The organism is Streptomyces sp. CA-142005 (genome assembly GCF_050942335.1).
Lineage (GTDB): Bacteria > Actinomycetota > Actinomycetes > Streptomycetales > Streptomycetaceae > Streptomyces.
Genome location: NZ_CP192078.1, coordinates 7956064 through 7973569 on the forward strand (window position 1 = coordinate 7956064; position 17506 = coordinate 7973569).

General features: G+C 72.5%; 21 protein-coding genes. 16 read left to right on the top strand and 5 right to left on the bottom strand.

Annotated features, from left to right (window positions below; genetic code table 11):
• Positions 1 to 4: 4 nt before the first annotated feature.
• Positions 5 to 958 (bottom strand): LLM class F420-dependent oxidoreductase, encoded by a 954-nt coding sequence (locus ACQPXS_RS37055; RefSeq protein ID WP_433453842.1) that lies wholly within the window; start codon positions 956 to 958, stop codon positions 5 to 7.
• Between the two features lie 197 nt (positions 959 to 1155).
• Here ACQPXS_RS37055 and ACQPXS_RS37060 point away from each other — a divergent pair, with 197 nt between their 5' ends.
• The 13 genes from ACQPXS_RS37060 (at position 1156) to ACQPXS_RS37120 (ending at position 10735) form a co-directional block, all read left to right on the top strand.
• Entirely contained in the window at positions 1156 to 2679 is a 1524-nt protein-coding gene (locus ACQPXS_RS37060; protein ID WP_433453843.1) for an NAD(P)/FAD-dependent oxidoreductase, read from the top strand.
• Between the two features lie 40 nt (positions 2680 to 2719).
• Positions 2720 to 4567 carry a transketolase gene (locus ACQPXS_RS37065; RefSeq protein WP_365329424.1) on the top strand — a complete coding sequence of 616 codons (1848 nt, stop codon included), beginning with the start codon at positions 2720 to 2722 and terminating at the stop codon, positions 4565 to 4567.
• Positions 4564 to 5499 carry a non-homologous end-joining DNA ligase gene (gene ligD, locus ACQPXS_RS37070; protein ID WP_433453844.1) on the top strand — a complete coding sequence of 312 codons (936 nt, stop codon included), beginning with the start codon at positions 4564 to 4566 and terminating at the stop codon, positions 5497 to 5499. The genes ACQPXS_RS37065 and ligD overlap by 4 nt, the downstream gene beginning before the upstream one ends.
• A gap of 45 nt (positions 5500 to 5544) precedes the next feature.
• Complete coding sequence (locus ACQPXS_RS37075; protein ID WP_365329606.1) at positions 5545 to 5919, top strand: gas vesicle protein; 375 nt, start codon at positions 5545 to 5547, stop codon at positions 5917 to 5919.
• 69 nt (positions 5920 to 5988) lie between these two features.
• Positions 5989 to 6405 carry a gas vesicle structural protein GvpA gene (locus ACQPXS_RS37080; RefSeq protein ID WP_433453845.1) on the top strand — a complete coding sequence of 139 codons (417 nt, stop codon included), beginning with the start codon at positions 5989 to 5991 and terminating at the stop codon, positions 6403 to 6405.
• On the top strand, positions 6402 to 7172 hold the full coding sequence (locus tag ACQPXS_RS37085; RefSeq protein ID WP_433453846.1) for a GvpL/GvpF family gas vesicle protein: 771 nt from the start codon (positions 6402 to 6404) through the stop codon (positions 7170 to 7172). The genes ACQPXS_RS37080 and ACQPXS_RS37085 overlap by 4 nt, the downstream gene beginning before the upstream one ends.
• 29 nt (positions 7173 to 7201) lie before the next feature.
• Entirely contained in the window at positions 7202 to 7462 is a 261-nt protein-coding gene (locus ACQPXS_RS37090; RefSeq protein ID WP_365329416.1) for a gas vesicle protein GvpG, read from the top strand.
• Complete coding sequence (locus ACQPXS_RS37095) at positions 7462 to 8070, top strand: DNA primase (protein WP_433456134.1); 609 nt, start codon at positions 7462 to 7464, stop codon at positions 8068 to 8070. The genes ACQPXS_RS37090 and ACQPXS_RS37095 overlap by 1 nt, the downstream gene beginning before the upstream one ends.
• Positions 8067 to 9179, top strand: coding sequence for an SRPBCC family protein (locus tag ACQPXS_RS37100; RefSeq protein WP_433453847.1), 1113 nt, complete (start codon positions 8067 to 8069; stop codon positions 9177 to 9179). The genes ACQPXS_RS37095 and ACQPXS_RS37100 overlap by 4 nt, the downstream gene beginning before the upstream one ends.
• Positions 9176 to 9511 (top strand): gas vesicle protein, encoded by a 336-nt coding sequence (locus ACQPXS_RS37105; RefSeq protein ID WP_351803643.1) that lies wholly within the window; start codon positions 9176 to 9178, stop codon positions 9509 to 9511. Before ACQPXS_RS37100 ends, ACQPXS_RS37105 begins: the two co-directional genes overlap by 4 nt.
• Positions 9508 to 10272 carry a GvpL/GvpF family gas vesicle protein gene (locus ACQPXS_RS37110; protein ID WP_433453848.1) on the top strand — a complete coding sequence of 255 codons (765 nt, stop codon included), beginning with the start codon at positions 9508 to 9510 and terminating at the stop codon, positions 10270 to 10272. The genes ACQPXS_RS37105 and ACQPXS_RS37110 overlap by 4 nt, the downstream gene beginning before the upstream one ends.
• Entirely contained in the window at positions 10269 to 10457 is a 189-nt protein-coding gene (locus tag ACQPXS_RS37115; RefSeq protein ID WP_356311891.1) for a gas vesicle protein, read from the top strand. Before ACQPXS_RS37110 ends, ACQPXS_RS37115 begins: the two co-directional genes overlap by 4 nt.
• A complete protein-coding gene (locus tag ACQPXS_RS37120) occupies positions 10454 to 10735 on the top strand; it encodes a gas vesicle protein K (protein ID WP_069777790.1) in 282 nt (93 codons plus the stop codon). Before ACQPXS_RS37115 ends, ACQPXS_RS37120 begins: the two co-directional genes overlap by 4 nt.
• A 1-nt stretch (position 10736) precedes the next feature.
• Here ACQPXS_RS37120 and ACQPXS_RS37125 read toward each other — a convergent pair whose 3' ends face one another.
• From ACQPXS_RS37125 to ACQPXS_RS37135, 3 genes are all read right to left on the bottom strand, one after another.
• Positions 10737 to 10907: a hydrophobic protein gene (locus tag ACQPXS_RS37125; RefSeq protein WP_351803637.1), complete on the bottom strand. Its 171-nt coding sequence runs from the start codon at positions 10905 to 10907 to the stop codon at positions 10737 to 10739.
• A gap of 42 nt (positions 10908 to 10949) precedes the next feature.
• Complete coding sequence (locus tag ACQPXS_RS37130) at positions 10950 to 11771, bottom strand: class I SAM-dependent methyltransferase (RefSeq protein WP_433453849.1); 822 nt, start codon at positions 11769 to 11771, stop codon at positions 10950 to 10952.
• A gap of 111 nt (positions 11772 to 11882) precedes the next feature.
• Positions 11883 to 13391 carry a bifunctional phosphatase PAP2/diacylglycerol kinase family protein gene (locus ACQPXS_RS37135; protein WP_433453850.1) on the bottom strand — a complete coding sequence of 503 codons (1509 nt, stop codon included), beginning with the start codon at positions 13389 to 13391 and terminating at the stop codon, positions 11883 to 11885.
• A gap of 81 nt (positions 13392 to 13472) precedes the next feature.
• Between ACQPXS_RS37135 and ACQPXS_RS37140 the strand changes: the two genes are divergently transcribed.
• On the top strand, positions 13473 to 14129 hold the full coding sequence (locus tag ACQPXS_RS37140) for a histidine phosphatase family protein (RefSeq protein ID WP_433453851.1): 657 nt from the start codon (positions 13473 to 13475) through the stop codon (positions 14127 to 14129).
• A 129-nt stretch (positions 14130 to 14258) separates the two neighbouring features.
• Positions 14259 to 15878, top strand: a complete 1620-nt coding sequence (locus ACQPXS_RS37145) for an ABC-F family ATP-binding cassette domain-containing protein (protein ID WP_433453852.1) — start codon at positions 14259 to 14261, stop codon at positions 15876 to 15878.
• 57 nt (positions 15879 to 15935) lie between these two features.
• Here ACQPXS_RS37145 and ACQPXS_RS37150 read toward each other — a convergent pair whose 3' ends face one another.
• Complete coding sequence (locus tag ACQPXS_RS37150) at positions 15936 to 17051, bottom strand: Vms1/Ankzf1 family peptidyl-tRNA hydrolase (protein ID WP_433453853.1); 1116 nt, start codon at positions 17049 to 17051, stop codon at positions 15936 to 15938.
• A gap of 92 nt (positions 17052 to 17143) precedes the next feature.
• Between ACQPXS_RS37150 and ACQPXS_RS37155 the strand changes: the two genes are divergently transcribed.
• Positions 17144 to 17401, top strand: a complete 258-nt coding sequence (locus tag ACQPXS_RS37155; protein WP_433453854.1) for a DUF6158 family protein — start codon at positions 17144 to 17146, stop codon at positions 17399 to 17401.
• The last annotated feature ends 105 nt before the right edge of the window (positions 17402 to 17506 follow it).

Sequence of the window (17506 nt, forward strand, 5' to 3'; positions counted from 1 at the left end):
GACGTCACCCGAGCCGCGGCAGCACCTTCGTCCGGTAGAAGTCGAAGAACCCCTTCTGATCGGGCCCGATCTGGTTCACGTACACCCGGTCGAATCCGGCGTCGGCGAACGCGGTCAGCGTGGCCACGTGCTGGTCGGCGTCGTCCCCGCACACGACCTTCTCCCGCACCATGTCCTCGGTGACCAGCTCCCGCAGCTGCTCGAAGTGCCGCGGCGAGGGCAGCACCTGCCCCATCTCGCCGGGCAGCAGCTCGTTGTACCAGAGCCGGCGCACCGTACGGACGCACTCCTCGCGATCGGTGCCGTAACAGACCTTCGTGCCGCCGCTCACCGGCTTCGCCCCGCCGCCGCCCTTGCGGAACTGCGTGACCATCTCCTCCTCGGGCATCATCGTGATGTACCCGTCGCCCACCCTGGCGGCCAGCGACGTCGCCTTCGGCCCGAAGCCGGAGATGTCGATCGGGACGGGCTCCTCGGGGACGGTGTAGAGGCGGGCGTTCTCCACGGTGTAGTGCGTGCCCTGGTGGTTGACCTCCTCGCCGGTGAACAGCCGGCGCATCACCTGGATGGCCTCCTCCAGCATCTCCAGGCGCACATGCAGGGGCGGCCAGCGGTCGCCGAGGATGTGCTCGTTGAGCGCCTCTCCCGTGCCGAGGCCCAGCCGGAAACGGCCCTCGGTCAGCACCGCGCTGGTCGCCGCGGCCTGCGCCGTCACCGCCGGATGCATCCGCACGGTCGGACAGGTCACCGCCGTCTCGATCGGCAGCGACACCGCCTCCGACAGGGCGCCGATCACCGACCACACGAACGCGCTCTGTCCCTGCGCGTCGTTCCACGGGTGGAAGTGGTCGGAGATCCACAGCGCGCGGAAGCCGGCCTGCTCGGCCATCCGGGCCTGCTCGACGAGGCCGGCGGGGCTGTGCTCCTCGCTCGCCAGGAAATAGCCGTACTCGGGCATGGGGAACCTCCGCGCGGGCGACGCTGGTGGGGTGCGGTCCCGGGCCGGGTAACCGGGGCCGGGCACGCGAAACGCCGGGGGCGCGGCGCGGCGTTCGGGTGCTCCGACCGGCGTACGGGTGACCCGCCCGGCGTTTGGGTGCCCCGGCCCCGGTTACGCGGAAAACCTCGGACGAGCCACACCGCCGGAGGCGCACCGTGAGCCGACCCCATGTCGTGATCGTCGGCGCCGGGTTCGCGGGGTACCGGGCTGCCCGCACACTGGCCCGGCTGACCCGGGACCGGGCCGACGTCACCCTGCTGAACCCGACCGACTACTTCCTGTACCTGCCGCTGCTGCCCCAGGTCGCCGCCGGCATCCTGGAGGCCCGCAGGGTCACCGTGTCGCTGCCGGGCACCCTGCACGGGGTGCGGATGGTGCTCGGCGAGGCGGACCACGTCGACCTCGACGGCCGTACGGTCCACTACTCCGACCCCGAGGGCGGCATCGGCACCCTCGCCTACGACCGGCTGGTGCTGTGTGTCGGCAGCGTCAACAAGCTGCTGCCCGTCCCCGGGGTCGCCGAGCACGCGCACGGCTTCCGCGGGCTGCCCGAGGCGCTGTACCTGCGCGACCACGTGACCCGGCAGGTGGAGCTGGCCGCCGGCGAGGACGATCCGAAGGCCTGCGCGGCCCGCTGCACCTTCGTCGTGGTCGGTGCCGGCTACACCGGCACCGAGGTGGCCGCGCAGATGCAGATGCTCACCGACCGGCTGGCCCGCCGGCATCCGCTGTGCGCCGGGCTCCGGCCGCGCTGGATCCTGCTGGACGTGGCACCGCGCGTGCTGCCGGAGATGGACGAGCGGCTGTCCCGCACGGCCGACCGGGTGCTGCGGGCGCGGGGTGTCGACGTGCGGATGGGGACGTCGGTGAAGGAGGCCACCCATGACGGGGTGCTGCTCACCGACGGCGAGTTCGTCGCGTCCCGGACGCTGGTGTGGTGTGTCGGGGTACGGCCCGACCCGCTGGTGGAGGCGGTCGGGCAGCCGCTGGAGCGGGGCCGGCTGATCGTCGACCCGTATCTGCAGGTGCCGGGCCGGCCGGAGGTGTTCAGCTGCGGGGACGCGGCCGCCGTACCGGACCTGGAGAAGCCGGGGTCCTTCACGCCGATGACGGCCCAGCACGCGTGGCGGCAGGGCCGGGTGGCCGGGGAGAACGTGGCCGCCTCGCTCGGCCTCGGCCGGCGCCGGCGGCCCTACCGCCACCGCGACCTGGGTTTCGCCGTCGACCTCGGCGGGATCCAGGCCGCCGCCAACCCGTTCGGCATCCCGCTGTCCGGCCCGGCGGCCGGTGCCGTCACCCGCGGCTACCACCTGGCGGCGCTGCCCGGCAACCGCGTCCGGGTCGCCGCCGACTGGCTGCTGGACGCCGTACTGCCACGTCAGGGCGTCCAGTTGGGCCTCGTACGCTCCTGGTCGGTACCCCTGGACACGGCCTCTCCGGAACTGGCCCGCGTACCGGGCGGGCACGAGCGGGCGGGTGAGCCGAAACGGCCGGATGGACCCGAGCGGGCCGGGGCGGCGGAAGCGGCGGCCGGAGCGGGGCAGGCCGAAGCGGCGGAGCAGGACGCCGGGTGCGGGGACCACCCCGCCCCGGGCCCGGTCAAGCGCACCGACGCCCCGGATCACCCGGCCCCCGGCCCCGTCAAGCGCACCGACCCCCCGGACCCCGCCGCCGAGTGACCCCGCGGGCCGTACCCCTCGACTCACCGCAAGGAGACCCATGAACACCGACGAACTCGCCGAACTGGGACAGCAGTTGCGCGTGGACAGCGTGCGGGCGTCCGCCGCGGCGGGATCCGGGCACCCCACGTCCTCGATGTCCGCCGCCGATCTGATGGCCGTGCTGCTCGCCAACCATCTTCGCTACGACTTCGAACGCCCCGAACACCCCGCCAACGACCGCTTCGTGCTGTCCAAGGGCCACGCCTCGCCCCTGCTGTACGCCGCGTACAAGGCGGCGGGTGCCATCGAGGACGGCGAGCTGCTCACCTTCCGCAAGCTCGGCAGCCGGCTCGAAGGTCATCCCACGCCCCGGCGGCTGCCCTGGGTGGAGACGGCCACCGGATCCCTCGGGCAGGGCCTGCCGGTCGGGGTCGGCATCGCCCTGGCCGGCAAGCGGCTGGAGCGCACCGGTTACCGGGTGTGGGTGCTGTGCGGCGACAGCGAGCTGGCGGAGGGCTCGGTGTGGGAGGCCGCCGAACACGCCGGGCACGAGCATCTGGACAACCTGATCGCGATCGTGGACGTCAACCGGCTCGGCCAGCGCGGCCCCACCCGGCACGGCCACGACCTGGACGCCTACGCCCGCCGCTTCCAGGCCTTCGACTGGCACACCGTCGAGATCGACGGCCACGACGTCGACAAGATCGACCGGGCCTACGGCGAGGCGCTGTCCACGACCGGGCAGCCCGTGGTGATCCTCGCCCGCACCCTCAAGGGCAAGGGCGTCGCCTCCGTCGAGGACCTGGAGGGCCACCACGGCAAGCCGGTGCCGGACGCCGAGGAGGCCGTCGCCGAGCTCGGCGGGCCGCGCCGGCTGCACGTGCGGGTCCACGAACCGCCGGCCGCCGCCGCGCTGCGCGACCTGACGACCGAGGTGCTGCAGCTGCCGCGCTACGACGAGGGCGACCAGGTCGCGACCCGGGACGCCTTCGGCGCGGCCCTCGCCGCACTCGGCAGCGCGCGCGGCGATGTCGTCGCCCTGGACGGCGAGGTCGGCGACTCCACCCGCACGGAGGAGTTCGCCAAGGCCCATCCCGACCGGTTCTTCGAGTGCTACATCGCCGAGCAGCAGATGGTCGCAGCGGCCGTCGGCATGGCCGCGCGGGGCTGGCTGCCCTACGCCTCGACGTTCGCCGCGTTCCTCACCCGCGCCTACGACTTCGTGCGGATGGCGTCCGTCAGCGGCTCGGGCATCAACCTGGTCGGCTCGCACGCCGGTGTCGCGATCGGCCAGGACGGGCCCTCGCAGATGGGCCTGGAGGACCTGGCGATGTTCCGCGCCGTGTACGGCTCGACCGTGCTGTATCCCTGCGACGCCAACCAGACCGCCCGGCTGGTCGCGGCCATGGCCGGTCTCGACGGGATCCGCTATCTGCGCACCTCACGCGGCAAGACGCCGGTGATCTACGGCCCCGACGAGGAGTTCCCGGTGGGCGGCAGCAAGACGCTCGTCGCCGGCGAGGAGGACCGGCTGACGATCGTCGCGGCCGGCGTCACCGTGCCCGAGGCGCTGGCCGCCGCCGACCGGCTCGCCGCGGACGGCATCCGGGTCCGGGTGATCGACCTGTACTCCGTCAAGCCCGTCGACACGGCCACCCTGCACCGGGCCGCCGAGGAGACCGGCTGTCTGCTCACCGTGGAGGACCACCACGCCGAGGGCGGCCTCGGCGACGCCGTCGCGGAGGCCTTCGGCGACGGCCGGCCCGTGCCCCGGCTGGTCCGGCTCGCGGTGCGCACCATGCCGGGCTCGGCCGCCCCCGACGAGCAGCTGAACGCGGCCGGCATCGACGCCGTGGGCATCGCGGCGGCGGCCAAGCTGCTGGTGGAGGAGGCGGTCGTGCGATGAAGGACGCGGACGCCCGGACCGTACGGGCGGGCCGTCACACGGTGGAGATCCAGCGGCCCGGGAAGGTGCTCTTCCCGGGCGGCGCCGGCGCCGAGGAGTACACCAAGGGCGATCTCGCCGACTACTACCGGTCGATCGCGCCGTACATGCTGCCGCACCTGCGGGGCCGTCCGCTGATGCTGGAGCGGTATCCGGACGGCCTCGACGGGCAGCGCTTCATGCAGAAGAACATCCCGAAGCACTATCCGGACTGGATCACCCGCGCCGAGGTCCCCAAGGAGGGCGGCACGGTCACGCATGCCGTCTGCGACGACACCGCCACCCTCCTCTACCTCGCCGACCAGGCCTGCCTCACCCTGCACCGCTGGCTCTCCCGCACCGACCGGGCCGGCGGCCCGGACCACCCCGACCAGCTCGTCTTCGACCTCGACCCTCCCGGCGACGACTTCACCCCGGTGCGGGAGACGGCCGGCCTGCTGCGGGAGCTGCTGGACGAGCTTCAGCTGCCCGCCGCCCCCATGACCACCGGCTCGCGCGGACTGCATCTCGTCGTCCGTCTCGACGGCCGCCAGGACTTCGACGAGGTCCGCGAATTCGCCCGTGACGTGGCCGAGTTGCTGGCCGACCGGCATCCGGACCGGCTCACCACAGCCGCCCGCAAGGAGGACCGCGGCGACCGTCTCTACCTCGATGTGCAGCGCAACGCCTACGCGCAGACCGCCGTCGCCCCCTACACCGTCCGCGCCCGCCCCGGCGCCCCCGTCGCCGTACCCCTCGCCTGGGAGCAGCTGGACGACCCCGGGCTCGACGCCCGCCGCTGGACCATCGCCGACGCCGTCGACCAGGCCGGCACCGACCCCTGGTCGGAGCTGCCGGGCCGGGGCCGCGCCCTGGGCCCGGCCCGGCGGCGTCTCGCGGAGATTCGCTCCTGAAGGTTTGGTCGTGGGATGAGCGGCCACCCGCAGGAAGAGGTGACCATGTCGAACACAAACAACACATCCCATTCACAAAGTTCGCACAAACCTCATGACTCACAGGAGTCGCACGACCAAGACAAGCGGACCAACGCGGAGGAGCGGCGGCCGACACCCATGGACGTGCTGCGTCAGGCGCGTGCCCAGCTCGCCGAGCTGACCGGGCTCGCTCCCGAATCGGTGACCTCCTTCGAGCAGACCGAGGACGGATGGGCGCTCGAGATGGAGGTTCTCGAACTCGCTCGGGTCCCGGACACCATGAGCCTGATGGCGAGCTACCAGGTCGATCTCGACCAGGAGGGCCGGCTCACCGGCTACCGGCGCGTTCACCGCTACGAACGCGGGCGGTCCGACGCGCGCCGGCCCGGCGGCCGGTAGGTCGCCTCACCCGCCGCGCCCGCGGAGCGCAACCGTGACACGGACCAATCACGAGGAGGAACGGCCGGTATGACCGTTGTCCCGGCACAGCAGACCGGAGGCGGAGGCGGCACCAGCGGCCTCTACGACGTACTCGAACTCGTCCTGGACAGGGGGCTCGTCATCGACGCGTTCGTGCGGGTCTCCCTGGTCGGCATCGAGATTCTGAAGATCGACGTGCGGGTCGTCGTGGCCAGCGTCGACACATACCTGCGCTTCGCCGAGGCGTGCAACCGTCTCGACCTGGAGGCAGGACCCCACAAGGCCCCGGGGCTGCCCGACCTCGTCGGCGAGATCACCGAGTCCGGCGCGCGCGGCAAGTCCAAGGGCGCCCTGTCCGGCGCCGCGGAGACCATCTCCGAAGCCTTCAAGCAGGCCCGTGAGGAGGGCGAGGAGCGGACTCGTCCCCGTAAGGCCACGGCCCGTCGGAGGGAGGAGCAGGAGTGAGCACCTACGTCTACGGGATCACCGCCCGGACGCACCCGGCCCTGCCCGAGGGCATGACCGGTGTGGGGGAGCCACCCCGCCCGGTGCGGGTCATCACGGCCGGCGAGCTGGCCGCCGTGGTCAGCGACGCTCCCGAGGATCTGCGGGCCAAGCGCCGGGACCTGCTCGCACACCAGAACGTCCTCGCCGAGGTCGGCGCGGCCGGCTGTGTGCTCCCCATGCGGTTCGGAAACGTGGCCTCCGACGACGATGCCGTCGCCCATGTGCTCGACGAGCGCGCCGATCACTATCTGGAGCGTCTCAAGGCCCTCGACGGCAAGGTCGAGTACAACGTCAAGGCCAACCATGTCGAAGAGGCCGTGCTGCATCTCGTCATGGCCGAGAACCCGGATCTGCGCAGCCTCGCCGAGGCGAACCGGCGCGCGGGCGGCGGCAGCTACGACGACAAACTGCGCCTCGGCGAGCTGGTCGCCAGCGCCGTCAAGGCCAAGGAGGCCGAGGACGCCGCCTCGGTGCAGGCCGTGCTGGAGCCGGTCGCCGCCGCGGCCAGCGCCGGCCCGCAGTCCACGGGCTGGCTGCTCAACGTGTCGTTCCTGGTCGCCCGGGACGCTGCCACCGACTTCCTGGCGGCCGCCGACCGGGTCCGCGCCGAGCGCCCCCACCTCGAACTGCGCGTCAACGGCCCGCTGCCCCCGTACAGCTTCGTCGAGCCCGGTCCCGCCCAGCCGGCGGCCGAGCCGGCCGGCACGGACAGCGAGGCGCACTGACCGGACGGCCCGGACGGAAGGAGGAGCCCATGGGACTGATCGGCGAGGTGCTGCTGCTGCCGTTCGCACCGGTGCGTGGTGCCGGGTGGGCGATCGGCCAGGTGCTCCGCGAGGCGGAACGGATCTACTACGACCCCGCCACCGTCCGGGCCGAACTGGCGCGACTGGAAGAGCGGCTGGAGGCGGGCGAGATCACCGAGGAGGAGTTCGACCGGTGTGAGGACGAGCTGCTCGACCGGCTGGAGACAGCAATGCGATCCGGCCGTACCACAGGCGAGGGGACGGGATGATGAACCGAACGGCACTGGGCCTCGCCATAGGGGCCGGATACCTCTTGGGGCGCACGAAGAAGCTGAAGATGGCGGTCGCGGTCGGCTCCCTGGTCGCGGGAAAGAAGCTGAACCTCGGCCCCGGCGCGCTCGCCGCCATGGCGCGGCAGCAGCTGCGTGACAACCCGCAGTTCAAGGAGATAGGCGACCAGCTGCGCGAGGACCTGCGGGGCGTCGGCAAGGCCGCTTCCGGGGCCATGGTCGAGCGGCAGATGGGCGCGCTCGCCGACCGTCTGCACGACCGTACCGCGCATGTCCGCGACGAGCTGTCCGGGGCGCTGCCCGCAGGGGGCTCGGACGAGGAGCCCGAGGACGACGACCGGGACCGCGAGGCCCGGCATGGCGGCGACCAGGAGCGGGAGGACGACGACCGCCAGGCCCGCCGGCGGCAGTCCTCCGGCAAGAAGGCGGCTGGGAAGGCCTCGACGAAGGCCTCCGCCGGGCGGAAAGCCATGGCGAAGAAGACGGCACCCGCGAAGAAGGCGGTGGCCAGGAAGACGGGCACGGCCGGGAAGAAGGCGGCCGAGGCCCGTGGCGCCGGAACGTCGAAGGGCGGCGATGACCGATGACCGACACACTCGGATCCGCGGCGTCCACGGCCGGGCGGGCCACGAAGGCCGCGCAGGACAACCCGCTCACGGACCTCGTCCACAGCGAGGCCGCCGACCGGCTGAAGGCAGAGGCACAGGAATACCTGGCCGCCCAGGCCGAACGGATGCTCAGCGGCCTCGGACACAAGCTCGGCGAGACCACCGTCAAGCTCAACGACATAGCGGAGGGCAACAGCCCCGGGTTCGCCAAGCTGGCGCTCGATGCGGGCCGCAAGATCGCCGAGGGCAAGGGGCCGCTGCGCTCCGCCCTGGAGCTGGGCGCCTCACGCGTCAAGGACAACGTCACGCAAGCGGTCAAGAACCTCGGGGGCGGCAAGGGCAGGAAGAAGAGCAGGGGCGGCAACAAGCCGACGGTCATCATGGAGTCGGTCGACGTCGGCGTGCCGCTGCGCACCGCCTACGACCAGTGGACGCAGTACCAGGACTTCTCCACCTTCGCCAAGGGCGTCAAGAGCGCGAGCCGTGCCGACGACACCCACAGCGACTGGCAGGCGAAGATCTTCTGGTCCAGCCGCAGCTGGAAGGCACACACCACCGAGCAGCTGCCCGACCAGCGCATCCAGTGGACATCGGAGGGCGCCAAGGGCACCACGAAGGGGGTCGTGACCTTCCACCCCCTGGGCGAGAACCTCACCCGGATCCTGCTGGTCATCGAGTACTACCCGAGCGGCCTGTTCGAGAAGACCGGCAATCTGTGGCGCGCACAGGGCCGGCGGGTCAGGCTGGACCTGAAGAACTACGTCCGGTTCATCACCCTGAAGGGAGAGGCCGAGGACGGCTGGCGCGGCGAGATCCGCGACGGCGAGGTGGCCCGCAGTCACGAGGACGCGGTGGCGGAGGAGGAGTCCGAAGAGCCCCGCGGCGAGGACGAGGGGGAGCCGGAGGAGTACGAGGCCGAGGAGGAGGAAGAAGGCGAGGGGGAGGAGCCTGAGGAGGAGGAAGAAGGCGAGGAGGAACCTGAGGAGGACGAGGAAGAGGAAGAAGGGTCTTACGAGGACGAAGCCGAGAGTGACGAGGAGTACGAGGAAGAGGAGCCCGACTACGCCGAGCGCGGGAGCCGTCGATGACGACGCCCAGCCGGTTCCCCGAGCCCTACGGTTCGGGCAGTGGGGCCAACCTCGCCGACATCCTGGAGCGCGTCCTCGACAAGGGTGTGGTGATCGCGGGTGACATCCGGATCAATCTGCTCGACATCGAACTGCTGACCGTCAAGCTGCGGCTCATCGTCGCCTCGGTCGACAAGGCCAAGGAGATGGGCATCGACTGGTGGGAGAGCGACCCGGCGCTCTCCTCCCGGGCCCGCCGCGACGCGCTGACCCGGGAGAACGCCGAGCTGAGAGAGCGGCTGGCCCGGCTGGAGGAGCTGGAGCCGGGCCGCGTGCCGAAGGAGGCACCGTGACAGGACTGCGCTACGTCTACGCCGTCTGCCGCCCCTTCGGGACCCCCCTGCAATCGCAACTCACCGGCGTCGGCGGTGCCCCGCCGGCGCTGTTGCGCCACCACGACCTGGTCGCGGTCGTCAGCCAGGTCCCGGCGGCGGACTTCGGTGAGGAGGCCCTGAAGGCGCACCTGGAGGACCTGGACTGGCTGGCCGCCACCGCCCGAGCGCACCAGGGCGTGATCGACGCGCTCACCACGGTCACCACCCCGCTGCCGCTGAGGCTCGCGACCGTCTTCCGGGACGACTGCGGGGTGCGGATGATGATCGAGGCCCGTGAGGAGGACTTCCGGCGCATCCTGGAGCGGCTGGAGGGCCGGGTGGAATGGGGAGTGAAGGTGTACCTGGAGGCCGAGCCCGCCGAGCCCACCGAGCCTGTCCCCGCCGCGCAGCCCGCGAGCGGCCGGGACTACCTGCGCCGGCGGCGTGAGAGCACCCACGCGACCGAGGAGCGGTGGCAGCGGGCCGAGGCGTTCGCCCGGTCGCTGCACGAGCGTCTTTCCGGGCTCGCCGAGGATTCCCGGCTGCACGCCCCGCAGAATTCCGCACTTTCCGCCGAACCCGGCCGGAATGTTCTCAACGCCGCTTATCTCGTGCCGCGTGCGCATTCCGAGGAATTCGTGGAACTGGTGGACCGTACGAAAGACGAGACTTCCGGAATCCGGGTGGAACTCACCGGACCCTGGGCCGCCTATTCGTTCACGGGGGAGGCGACGCCGTGACCGTCGTGGAACGGCGCGAGGTCGCCCTCGTCGACCTGCTCGACCGGCTGCTGGCCGGCGGAGTCGTCGTCACCGGGGACATCACCCTGCGGATCGCGGACGTCGACCTGGTCCGCATCGATCTGAACGCGCTGATCAGCTCCGTGAACGAGTCGGTTCCCTCGCCCTTCGAGGAGATCCTGTGACCCCGCGCAACCGGCTCGACCTGGAGCCCGACACGGTCGAGCGCGACCTGGTGAAACTGGTGCTCACGGTGGTGGAACTGCTCCGGCAGCTGATGGAACGGCAGGCCGTGCGCCGCTTCGACACCGGCGAGCTGACCGAGGAGCAGGAGGAGCGCATCGGGCTCACCCTGATGCTCCTGGAGGAGCGCATGGCCGAGCTGCGCGAGCGCTACGGACTGCGGCCCGAGGACCTCAATCTGGACCTCGGGCCGCTCGGACCGCTGCTTCCCCGGGACTAGCTCACCACCGGTACCAGCGGCCCCTGCCGCCGGCGGCAGTCGTGCCGCGGACCAGGAAACCCAGCAGCCAGACGACCAGAACCACCAGGGCGATCCACCAGAGAACCTTCACCGCGAATCCGACGCCGAAAAGAAGCAGTGCCAGAAGCAGTACCAGCAGGATGGGAACCATAAGTAAAACCTCCTGCAATCCGGGTTTCCCGAATTCGGCGGATCAGGCTTCTTTACGGCACAGAATTTCCCCGTGCAGGACCGCGAACCAGCCGTCCTCCCGCCGGCCCCATTCCCGCCACGTCGCGGACACGGCCCGCAGGTGTTCCTCCGTCGCGTGCCCGCCCTGCGTGGCCCGCTCGGCGTAGGAGGAGGCCAGGGTGCGGTCCGCCCACAGGCCGCTCCACCAGGCCCGCTCCTCGGGCGTGGTGAAGGTCCAGGTGCTGGAGGTGGCGGTGATGTCGGTGAGCCCGGCGGCCAGTGCCCACGCCTTCAGCCGGCGCCCGGCGTCGGGCTCGCCGCCGTTGGCCCGGGCCACCCGCTCGTACAGGTCCAGCCACTCCTCCAGGCCCGGCATCTGCGGGTGCCAGGTCATCGCCGCGTAGTCCGCGTCGCGTACGGCGATGAACCCGCCCGGCTTCGTCACCCGGCGCATCTCGCGCAGCGCCTGCACCGGGTCGCCGACGTGTTGCAGCACCTGGTGGGCGTGGACCACGCAGAAGGTGTCGTCCGGGTAGTCCAGGGCGTGCACGTCGGCGACCGCGAAGTCCACGTTGGCCAGGCCGCGACCGGCGGCGGTGGCCCGGGCCTGCTCCAGGATGCCCGGCGCGTGGTCGACGCCGGTGACGTGGCCGTCCGGCACCCGTTCCGCCAGGTCGGCCGTGATGGTGCCCGGCCCGCAGCCGATGTCCAGGATCCTCATGTGGGGCTTCAGGGAGCCGAGCAGATAGGCCGCGGAGTTCGCCGCGGTCCGCCAGGTGTGCGACCGCAGCACCGACTCGTGGTGCCCGTGCGTGTAGACGGCGGTCTCCTGCGCTTTCGGCATGGCTGTTCCCCTTCACCTTCGTCGCCCGTGGTACGCATCACGGTACGCGCGCATGCCGAATGATGAGACTGTCGTTTCATGATGTGGACAGTCGGGCATCCTGACCGGACGTCAAGAAGTGGCGCTCGACGGCCGGTAGACCGTCAGGGCCTCCGGCAGCTTCTCCAGGGTCACCTCGCCGGACACGGCCGTCACCTCGCCGTCGTACGCCATCGGGGTGCCCGGCGTGACGCCGGTCAGCCGGAGCCGGTTCACCTGTACCGCCGAGTGGGCGGGGGACCGCGTCAGCGGGCCCGCCGCGGCCGCGGCCAGCAGTCGCAGCGCGGGCCGCCGGCCGCCGTGCACCACCCGCACGTCCAGCAGCCCGTCCGCGAGATCGGTACGGCGGCCGGGCGCGAGGCCCATGCGGTGGTAGACGCCGTTGCCGACGAACAGCAGCCACAGCGGCCGCCGCTCACCGCCCAGCTCCACCTCCAGCGGATGCCGGTCCGCGCGCAGCACCCGCAGCGCGCCCAGCAGCCCGGCCGGCCACCCGCCGATCCGGTGCGACCAGCGGTCCCGCACGCGCACCAGCTCCGGGTAGACGCCCAGGCTCAGCGTGTTCAGGAACAGGCCCTCGCTCTCGCCGGCGACATAGCGGACCGCGTCCACCCGCACCGCCTCCCCGTGCCGGACCGCACGGGCCAGATCGCGCTCGTCCTCCACGCCCAGGTCGAGGGCGAAGTGGTTCAGGGTGCCGCCCGGCAGCACCGCGAGCGGCAGCCCGTGCCCGAGCGCGACCCGCGCGGCCGCGTTCACCGTGCCGTCGCCACCGCACACACCGAGCGCCCGGGCGCGGGCCGCCGCCTTCGCCAGTTCGTCGCCGATCTCCTCCGGGGCGCACTCGACGATCTCGGCCTGCGGCAGCGCGCCCTGCAGCGCACGGATCCGGTCGGCCGTCCCCGAGGCCCGGTTGGTGACCACCACCAGACCCTCGCCCTCCGGCAGCGCCGGCGCCGCCGCGCGCGGCCGGGACCGCCGCCGCACCTGGGCGCGAGTCGGGATCAGCCGGCGCAGCAGGAAGGCCGCGCCCGCGCCGAGCGCCGCCCCGGCCAGCACGTCGCTCGGGAAGTGCACGCCGGTGTACACCCGGGAGGCCGCCACCGAGAACGCCACCGGCGCCAGTGCCGCGCCCCACGCCGGGGACTCCAGCGCGACCCCGGTCGCGAACGCCGCCGCCGACGCGGAGTGCCCGGACGGGAACGACGTGGTGATCGGCTGCCGCTTGAGCTGGCGCACCAGCGGCACCGGGTCCAGCACCGGCCGGGCCCGGCGCACCGAGCGCTTGCCGATCGTGTTGATGGTCAGCGAGGCCAGGCTCAGCGAGGCCAGGCCCCGGGCGGCCGCCCGGCGGGCCCTCGGGGTGCGGCTCGCGGCCATCGCGGCGGCCGTCGCGAACCACAGCACCCCGTGGTTCGCGCTGTGGCTGAGGCGGGGCAGCACCCGTTCGGCGCCGGGCCAGTGCCAGGTGGCGGCCGCCTCGAACAGCCGGCCGTCCAGATCCAGCAGCCGGCACAGCGGGCCCCGGCCGGCCGAGCGCGCGGTCAGGGCAAGGTCGGTCAGGTCCAGGTCTGGGCTCATGGGGTCCGGTTACCCTGAAGTGCCCGTTTCTTGTGCCCGTCTGCGCCGGGCCGCCACCGGCGCGTGAGGAGATTCCCCCGGATGCGCCTGCTTCTCGTCCGCCACGGCGAGACCCCGTCCAACGTGCACCACCTGCTGGACACGAAGGTCCCGGGCCCCGCGCTCACCCCGCTGGGCGAGGCGCAGGCCGCCGCACTGCCCGAGGCGCTCGCCGGCGAGGACATCGAGGCCCTCTACGCCTCCACCCTGCTGCGCACCCGGCTCACCGCCGCCCCGCTGGCCGCCGCCCGGGGCCTCGAAGTGATCGTCCGCGACGGCATCCGCGAGGTGTCCGCCGGCGACCTGGAGATGCTGCCCGGCGAGTCCGCCGAGGGCCGGGAGTACATGCGCACGATCTTCGGCTGGGCGGCAGGCGACACCGCGCCGCGCATCCCCGGCGGGGAGAGTGGCGAGGAGGCCCTGGCCCGGTACGACGCCGTGGTGGCCGAGGCCGCCGCGAGCGGTGCCGGCACGGTCGCCATGGTCAGCCACGGCGCCGCGATCCGCCTGTGGACCTCCACCCGCGCCGACAACGTCGACGTCGCCTTCGCCGCCGCCCGTCCCCTGGGCAACACCGGTGTGGTCGTCCTGGAGGGCTCCCCGTCCGACGGCTGGAAGGCCCTGTCCTGGGAGGGCGCCACGGTGGAGCCGGCGGGAGAGGCGGGTCCGGCGGGGGAGCCGGTGGATACGGCCGGGTAGGGAGCGGTGGGGGAGCCGTTCGGAGAGGGTGGATGCGGGCGGCGCCGTGCGCTCGGGAGCGGCGCACGTGGCGGAGTCCCGCGATAAGGGTTTGCCGTCGTCGTGGGCCGCCCCGCAGAATGCCTGCCCATGGGACATCTGGAAGCCGCGCACCTCGAGTACCACCTCCCCGACGGGAGGACCCTGCTCGGGGACGTGTCCTTCCGGGTCGGGGAAGGCGCCGTCGTCGCCCTGGTCGGCCCGAACGGCGCCGGCAAGACGACCCTGCTCCGGCTGATCTCCGGCGAGCTGAAGCCGCACGGCGGCACCGTCACCGTCAGCGGCGGCCTCGGTGTGATGCGCCAGTTCGTGGGCTCCGTACGGGACGAGACGACCGTACGCGACCTGCTCGTCTCCGTCGCCGTCCCCCGCATCCGCGAGGCGGCCAGGGCGGTCGACGAGGCCGAGCACGCCATCATGACCGTCGACGACGAGGCCGCCCAGCTGGCATACGCGCAGGCCCTCGCCGACTGGGCCGAGGCACGCGGCTACGAGGCCGAGACCCTGTGGGACATGTGCACCACCGCGGCCCTCGGCATGCCCTACGAGCGCGCCCAGTGGCGCCAGGTGCGCACCCTCTCCGGCGGCGAGCAGAAACGCCTCGTGCTGGAGGCGCTGCTGCGCGGCACCGACGAGGTGCTGCTGCTGGACGAGCCGGACAACTACCTCGACGTGCCCGGCAAACGGTGGCTGGAGGAACAGCTGCGGGAGACCCGCAAGACGGTCCTGTTCGTCTCCCACGACCGTGAACTCCTCGCCCGCGCCGCCGAGAAGATCGTCTCCGTGGAGCCGGGCCCGGCCGGAGCCGACGCCTGGGTGCACGGCGGCGGCTTCGCCACCTACCACGAGGCCCGCCGGGAACGCTTCGCCCGCTTCGAGGAGTTGCGCCGCCGCTGGGACGAGAAGCACGCCCAGCTGAAGAAGCTGGTGCTGAGTCTCCGTCAGGCCGCCGCGGTCAGCCACGACATGGCCTCGCGGTACGCGGCCGCCCAGACCCGTCTGCGCAAGTTCGAGGAGGCCGGACCGCCGCCGGAGCCGCCGCGCGAGCAGGACATCACGATGCGCCTGAAGGGCGGCCGTACCGGCGTGAGGGCCGTCACCTGCAAGGGACTCGAACTGTCCGGCCTCATGCGGCCGTTCGACCTGGAGGTCTTCTACGGCGAACGGGTCGCCGTCCTCGGTTCCAACGGCTCCGGCAAGTCGCACTTCCTGCGCCTGCTGGCCGGCGAGGACGTCGCGCACACGGGGGAGTGGAAGCTCGGCGCGCGCGTCGTTCCCGGGCACTTCGCGCAGACCCACGCGCACCCCGAACTCCAGGGCCGTACGCTGCTCGACATCCTGTGGAAGGAGCACTCCCAGGACCGCGGCGCCGCCATGTCCCGGCTGCGCCGCTACGAGCTGACCCAGCAGGCCGAGCAGCCCTTCGACCGGCTCTCCGGCGGCCAGCAGGCCCGCTTCCAGATCCTGCTGCTGGAGCTGGCGGGCGCGACCGCGCTGCTGCTGGACGAACCGACCGACAACCTCGACCTGGAGTCGGCCGAGGCCCTGCAGGAGGGCCTGGAGGCCTTCGAGGGCACGGTCCTCGCGGTCACCCACGACCGCTGGTTCGCCCGTTCCTTCGACCGCTACCTGGTCTTCGGCGCCGACGGCCGCGTCCGCGAGACCCCGGAACCGGTCTGGGACGAACGCCGCGTGGAGCGCGTCCGCTAGGGAGCGCCGGACCAGGGCGCATCCGGCCCGGATACGGCCCCGCGCCCGGGCCGTCCGTCACTTCCAGCGCAGCAGCGCGCCCATGCCGCCCGGTGCGACCTCCTCGCCGGCGTCCTCCAGGATCGGTGTCAGCGACAGCACCGGAGCGTTCGTCACCACGGCCGCCCGTACCAGCGCGTCGTCGGCGCGGGCCGGCCACGCCTGGCGTTCGCCGATGTCCTTCAGCTCCGAACGGTGGGCCGCCAGCTGGTCCGGGTCCTCGCCGATCCACACCTCGCGCTGCGTGTCGGGCGCGTCCGGGCGGATCAGCAGCTCGGCCAGCCGGTGCTCGCGCGCCGCCTCGATCAGCTGCGGCATCTCCTCGACGGCCGCGGCCCGCCGCTCCTCGTCGGGCGTCCGCGCCTGACGGAACCGGTCCACCTCCGCCAGGATCCGCTGCCGTACGTGCTGGGCGCGTATCTCCTCCACTTCCTGCGGCAGCAACGCGCTGTCCTTGCCGCGCGACGTCTCCATCACACGGTCCTGCAGTGCCTTCGGCAACTGCTCGTGCACCGACCTGCGCTCGCGGTCGTCCCCGCACAGGATCAGCAGATCGGCGCCGGTCTCCTCCTGGCACGCGGCCAGCGCGTCGGCGACCTCACGCGCATTGTGCTCCCAGGTGTCCTCCACCTTCAGCTGGAAGTGCCGCTCGGACCAGTCGGACGCCTTGGACCGGTGCATCGGCCACTGCCGGCCCGTCACCTGCCCGGCCTCCTCGTGCAGCAGCGCGCTGCGCAGTTCGATGCGGGCTCCGGTCCGGTCGATGTAGGCCACCAGCGACAGCGGGTCCTCACCGGCGAGGTCCAGCAGTGGTGTCACCCGCGGCAGCGCACCCCAGTACGCCTCGCCGTCCTGCGGGCCCCGGGTCAGCGGTACCTCCAGGACCACCTCGCCGTCCCGGGCGAAGACGGCCCGGCCGTAGGGCTCCGGCGCGTGCCGCAGACCCTCCAGGGCGTCGTGCACCGCCCGGCAGGTGGGCTCGTCCGCCCCCAGCCGGGCCAGCTCCCGGGTGATCGCCTCCGCGGTCAGATGACGGCGTTGCTGCTGGTCCTCCGTGTGGATCGAGGTGTCGATGTATGCGGAGGCCCAGGACCCCGGATGTTCGTACAGTGGATTCAGGAACGCGAGCAACATGGATTCCTCCGGAAACTCCTCGGGGGCAGTGCCTGCCGGGCGGGTACCCGGGCCGAGACCCAAGGACACGGACACGACGAGCGGGGCACCACATGAACGGAGTCGACCCCAACCGACTGGACGACCAGCAGCTCATGAAGGAGCTGGAGACGATCCACCGCACGCGCCACGACACCCTCCTGTACGGCTCGAACGACGCGCTGCGGACCCACAACGAGCGCATGGCGCAGCTGGAGGGTGAGTATCTGCGCCGCAACCCGCGCCGTCTGGTCAGCGCGGGCCGCACCCGTGAGGGCGCCCGGGAACGGCGGTGCGGCGAGGCGGCGACTCCGGAGACGACCGGCACCTGAGCGGTCGGGCCGGCACAACAGGGGCAGGCACAACAGGGGCAGGCACAACAGGGGCAGGCACAGGGAAGGGCCGGCCCGCACGGGCCGGCCCTTCGCGGCAAGCGG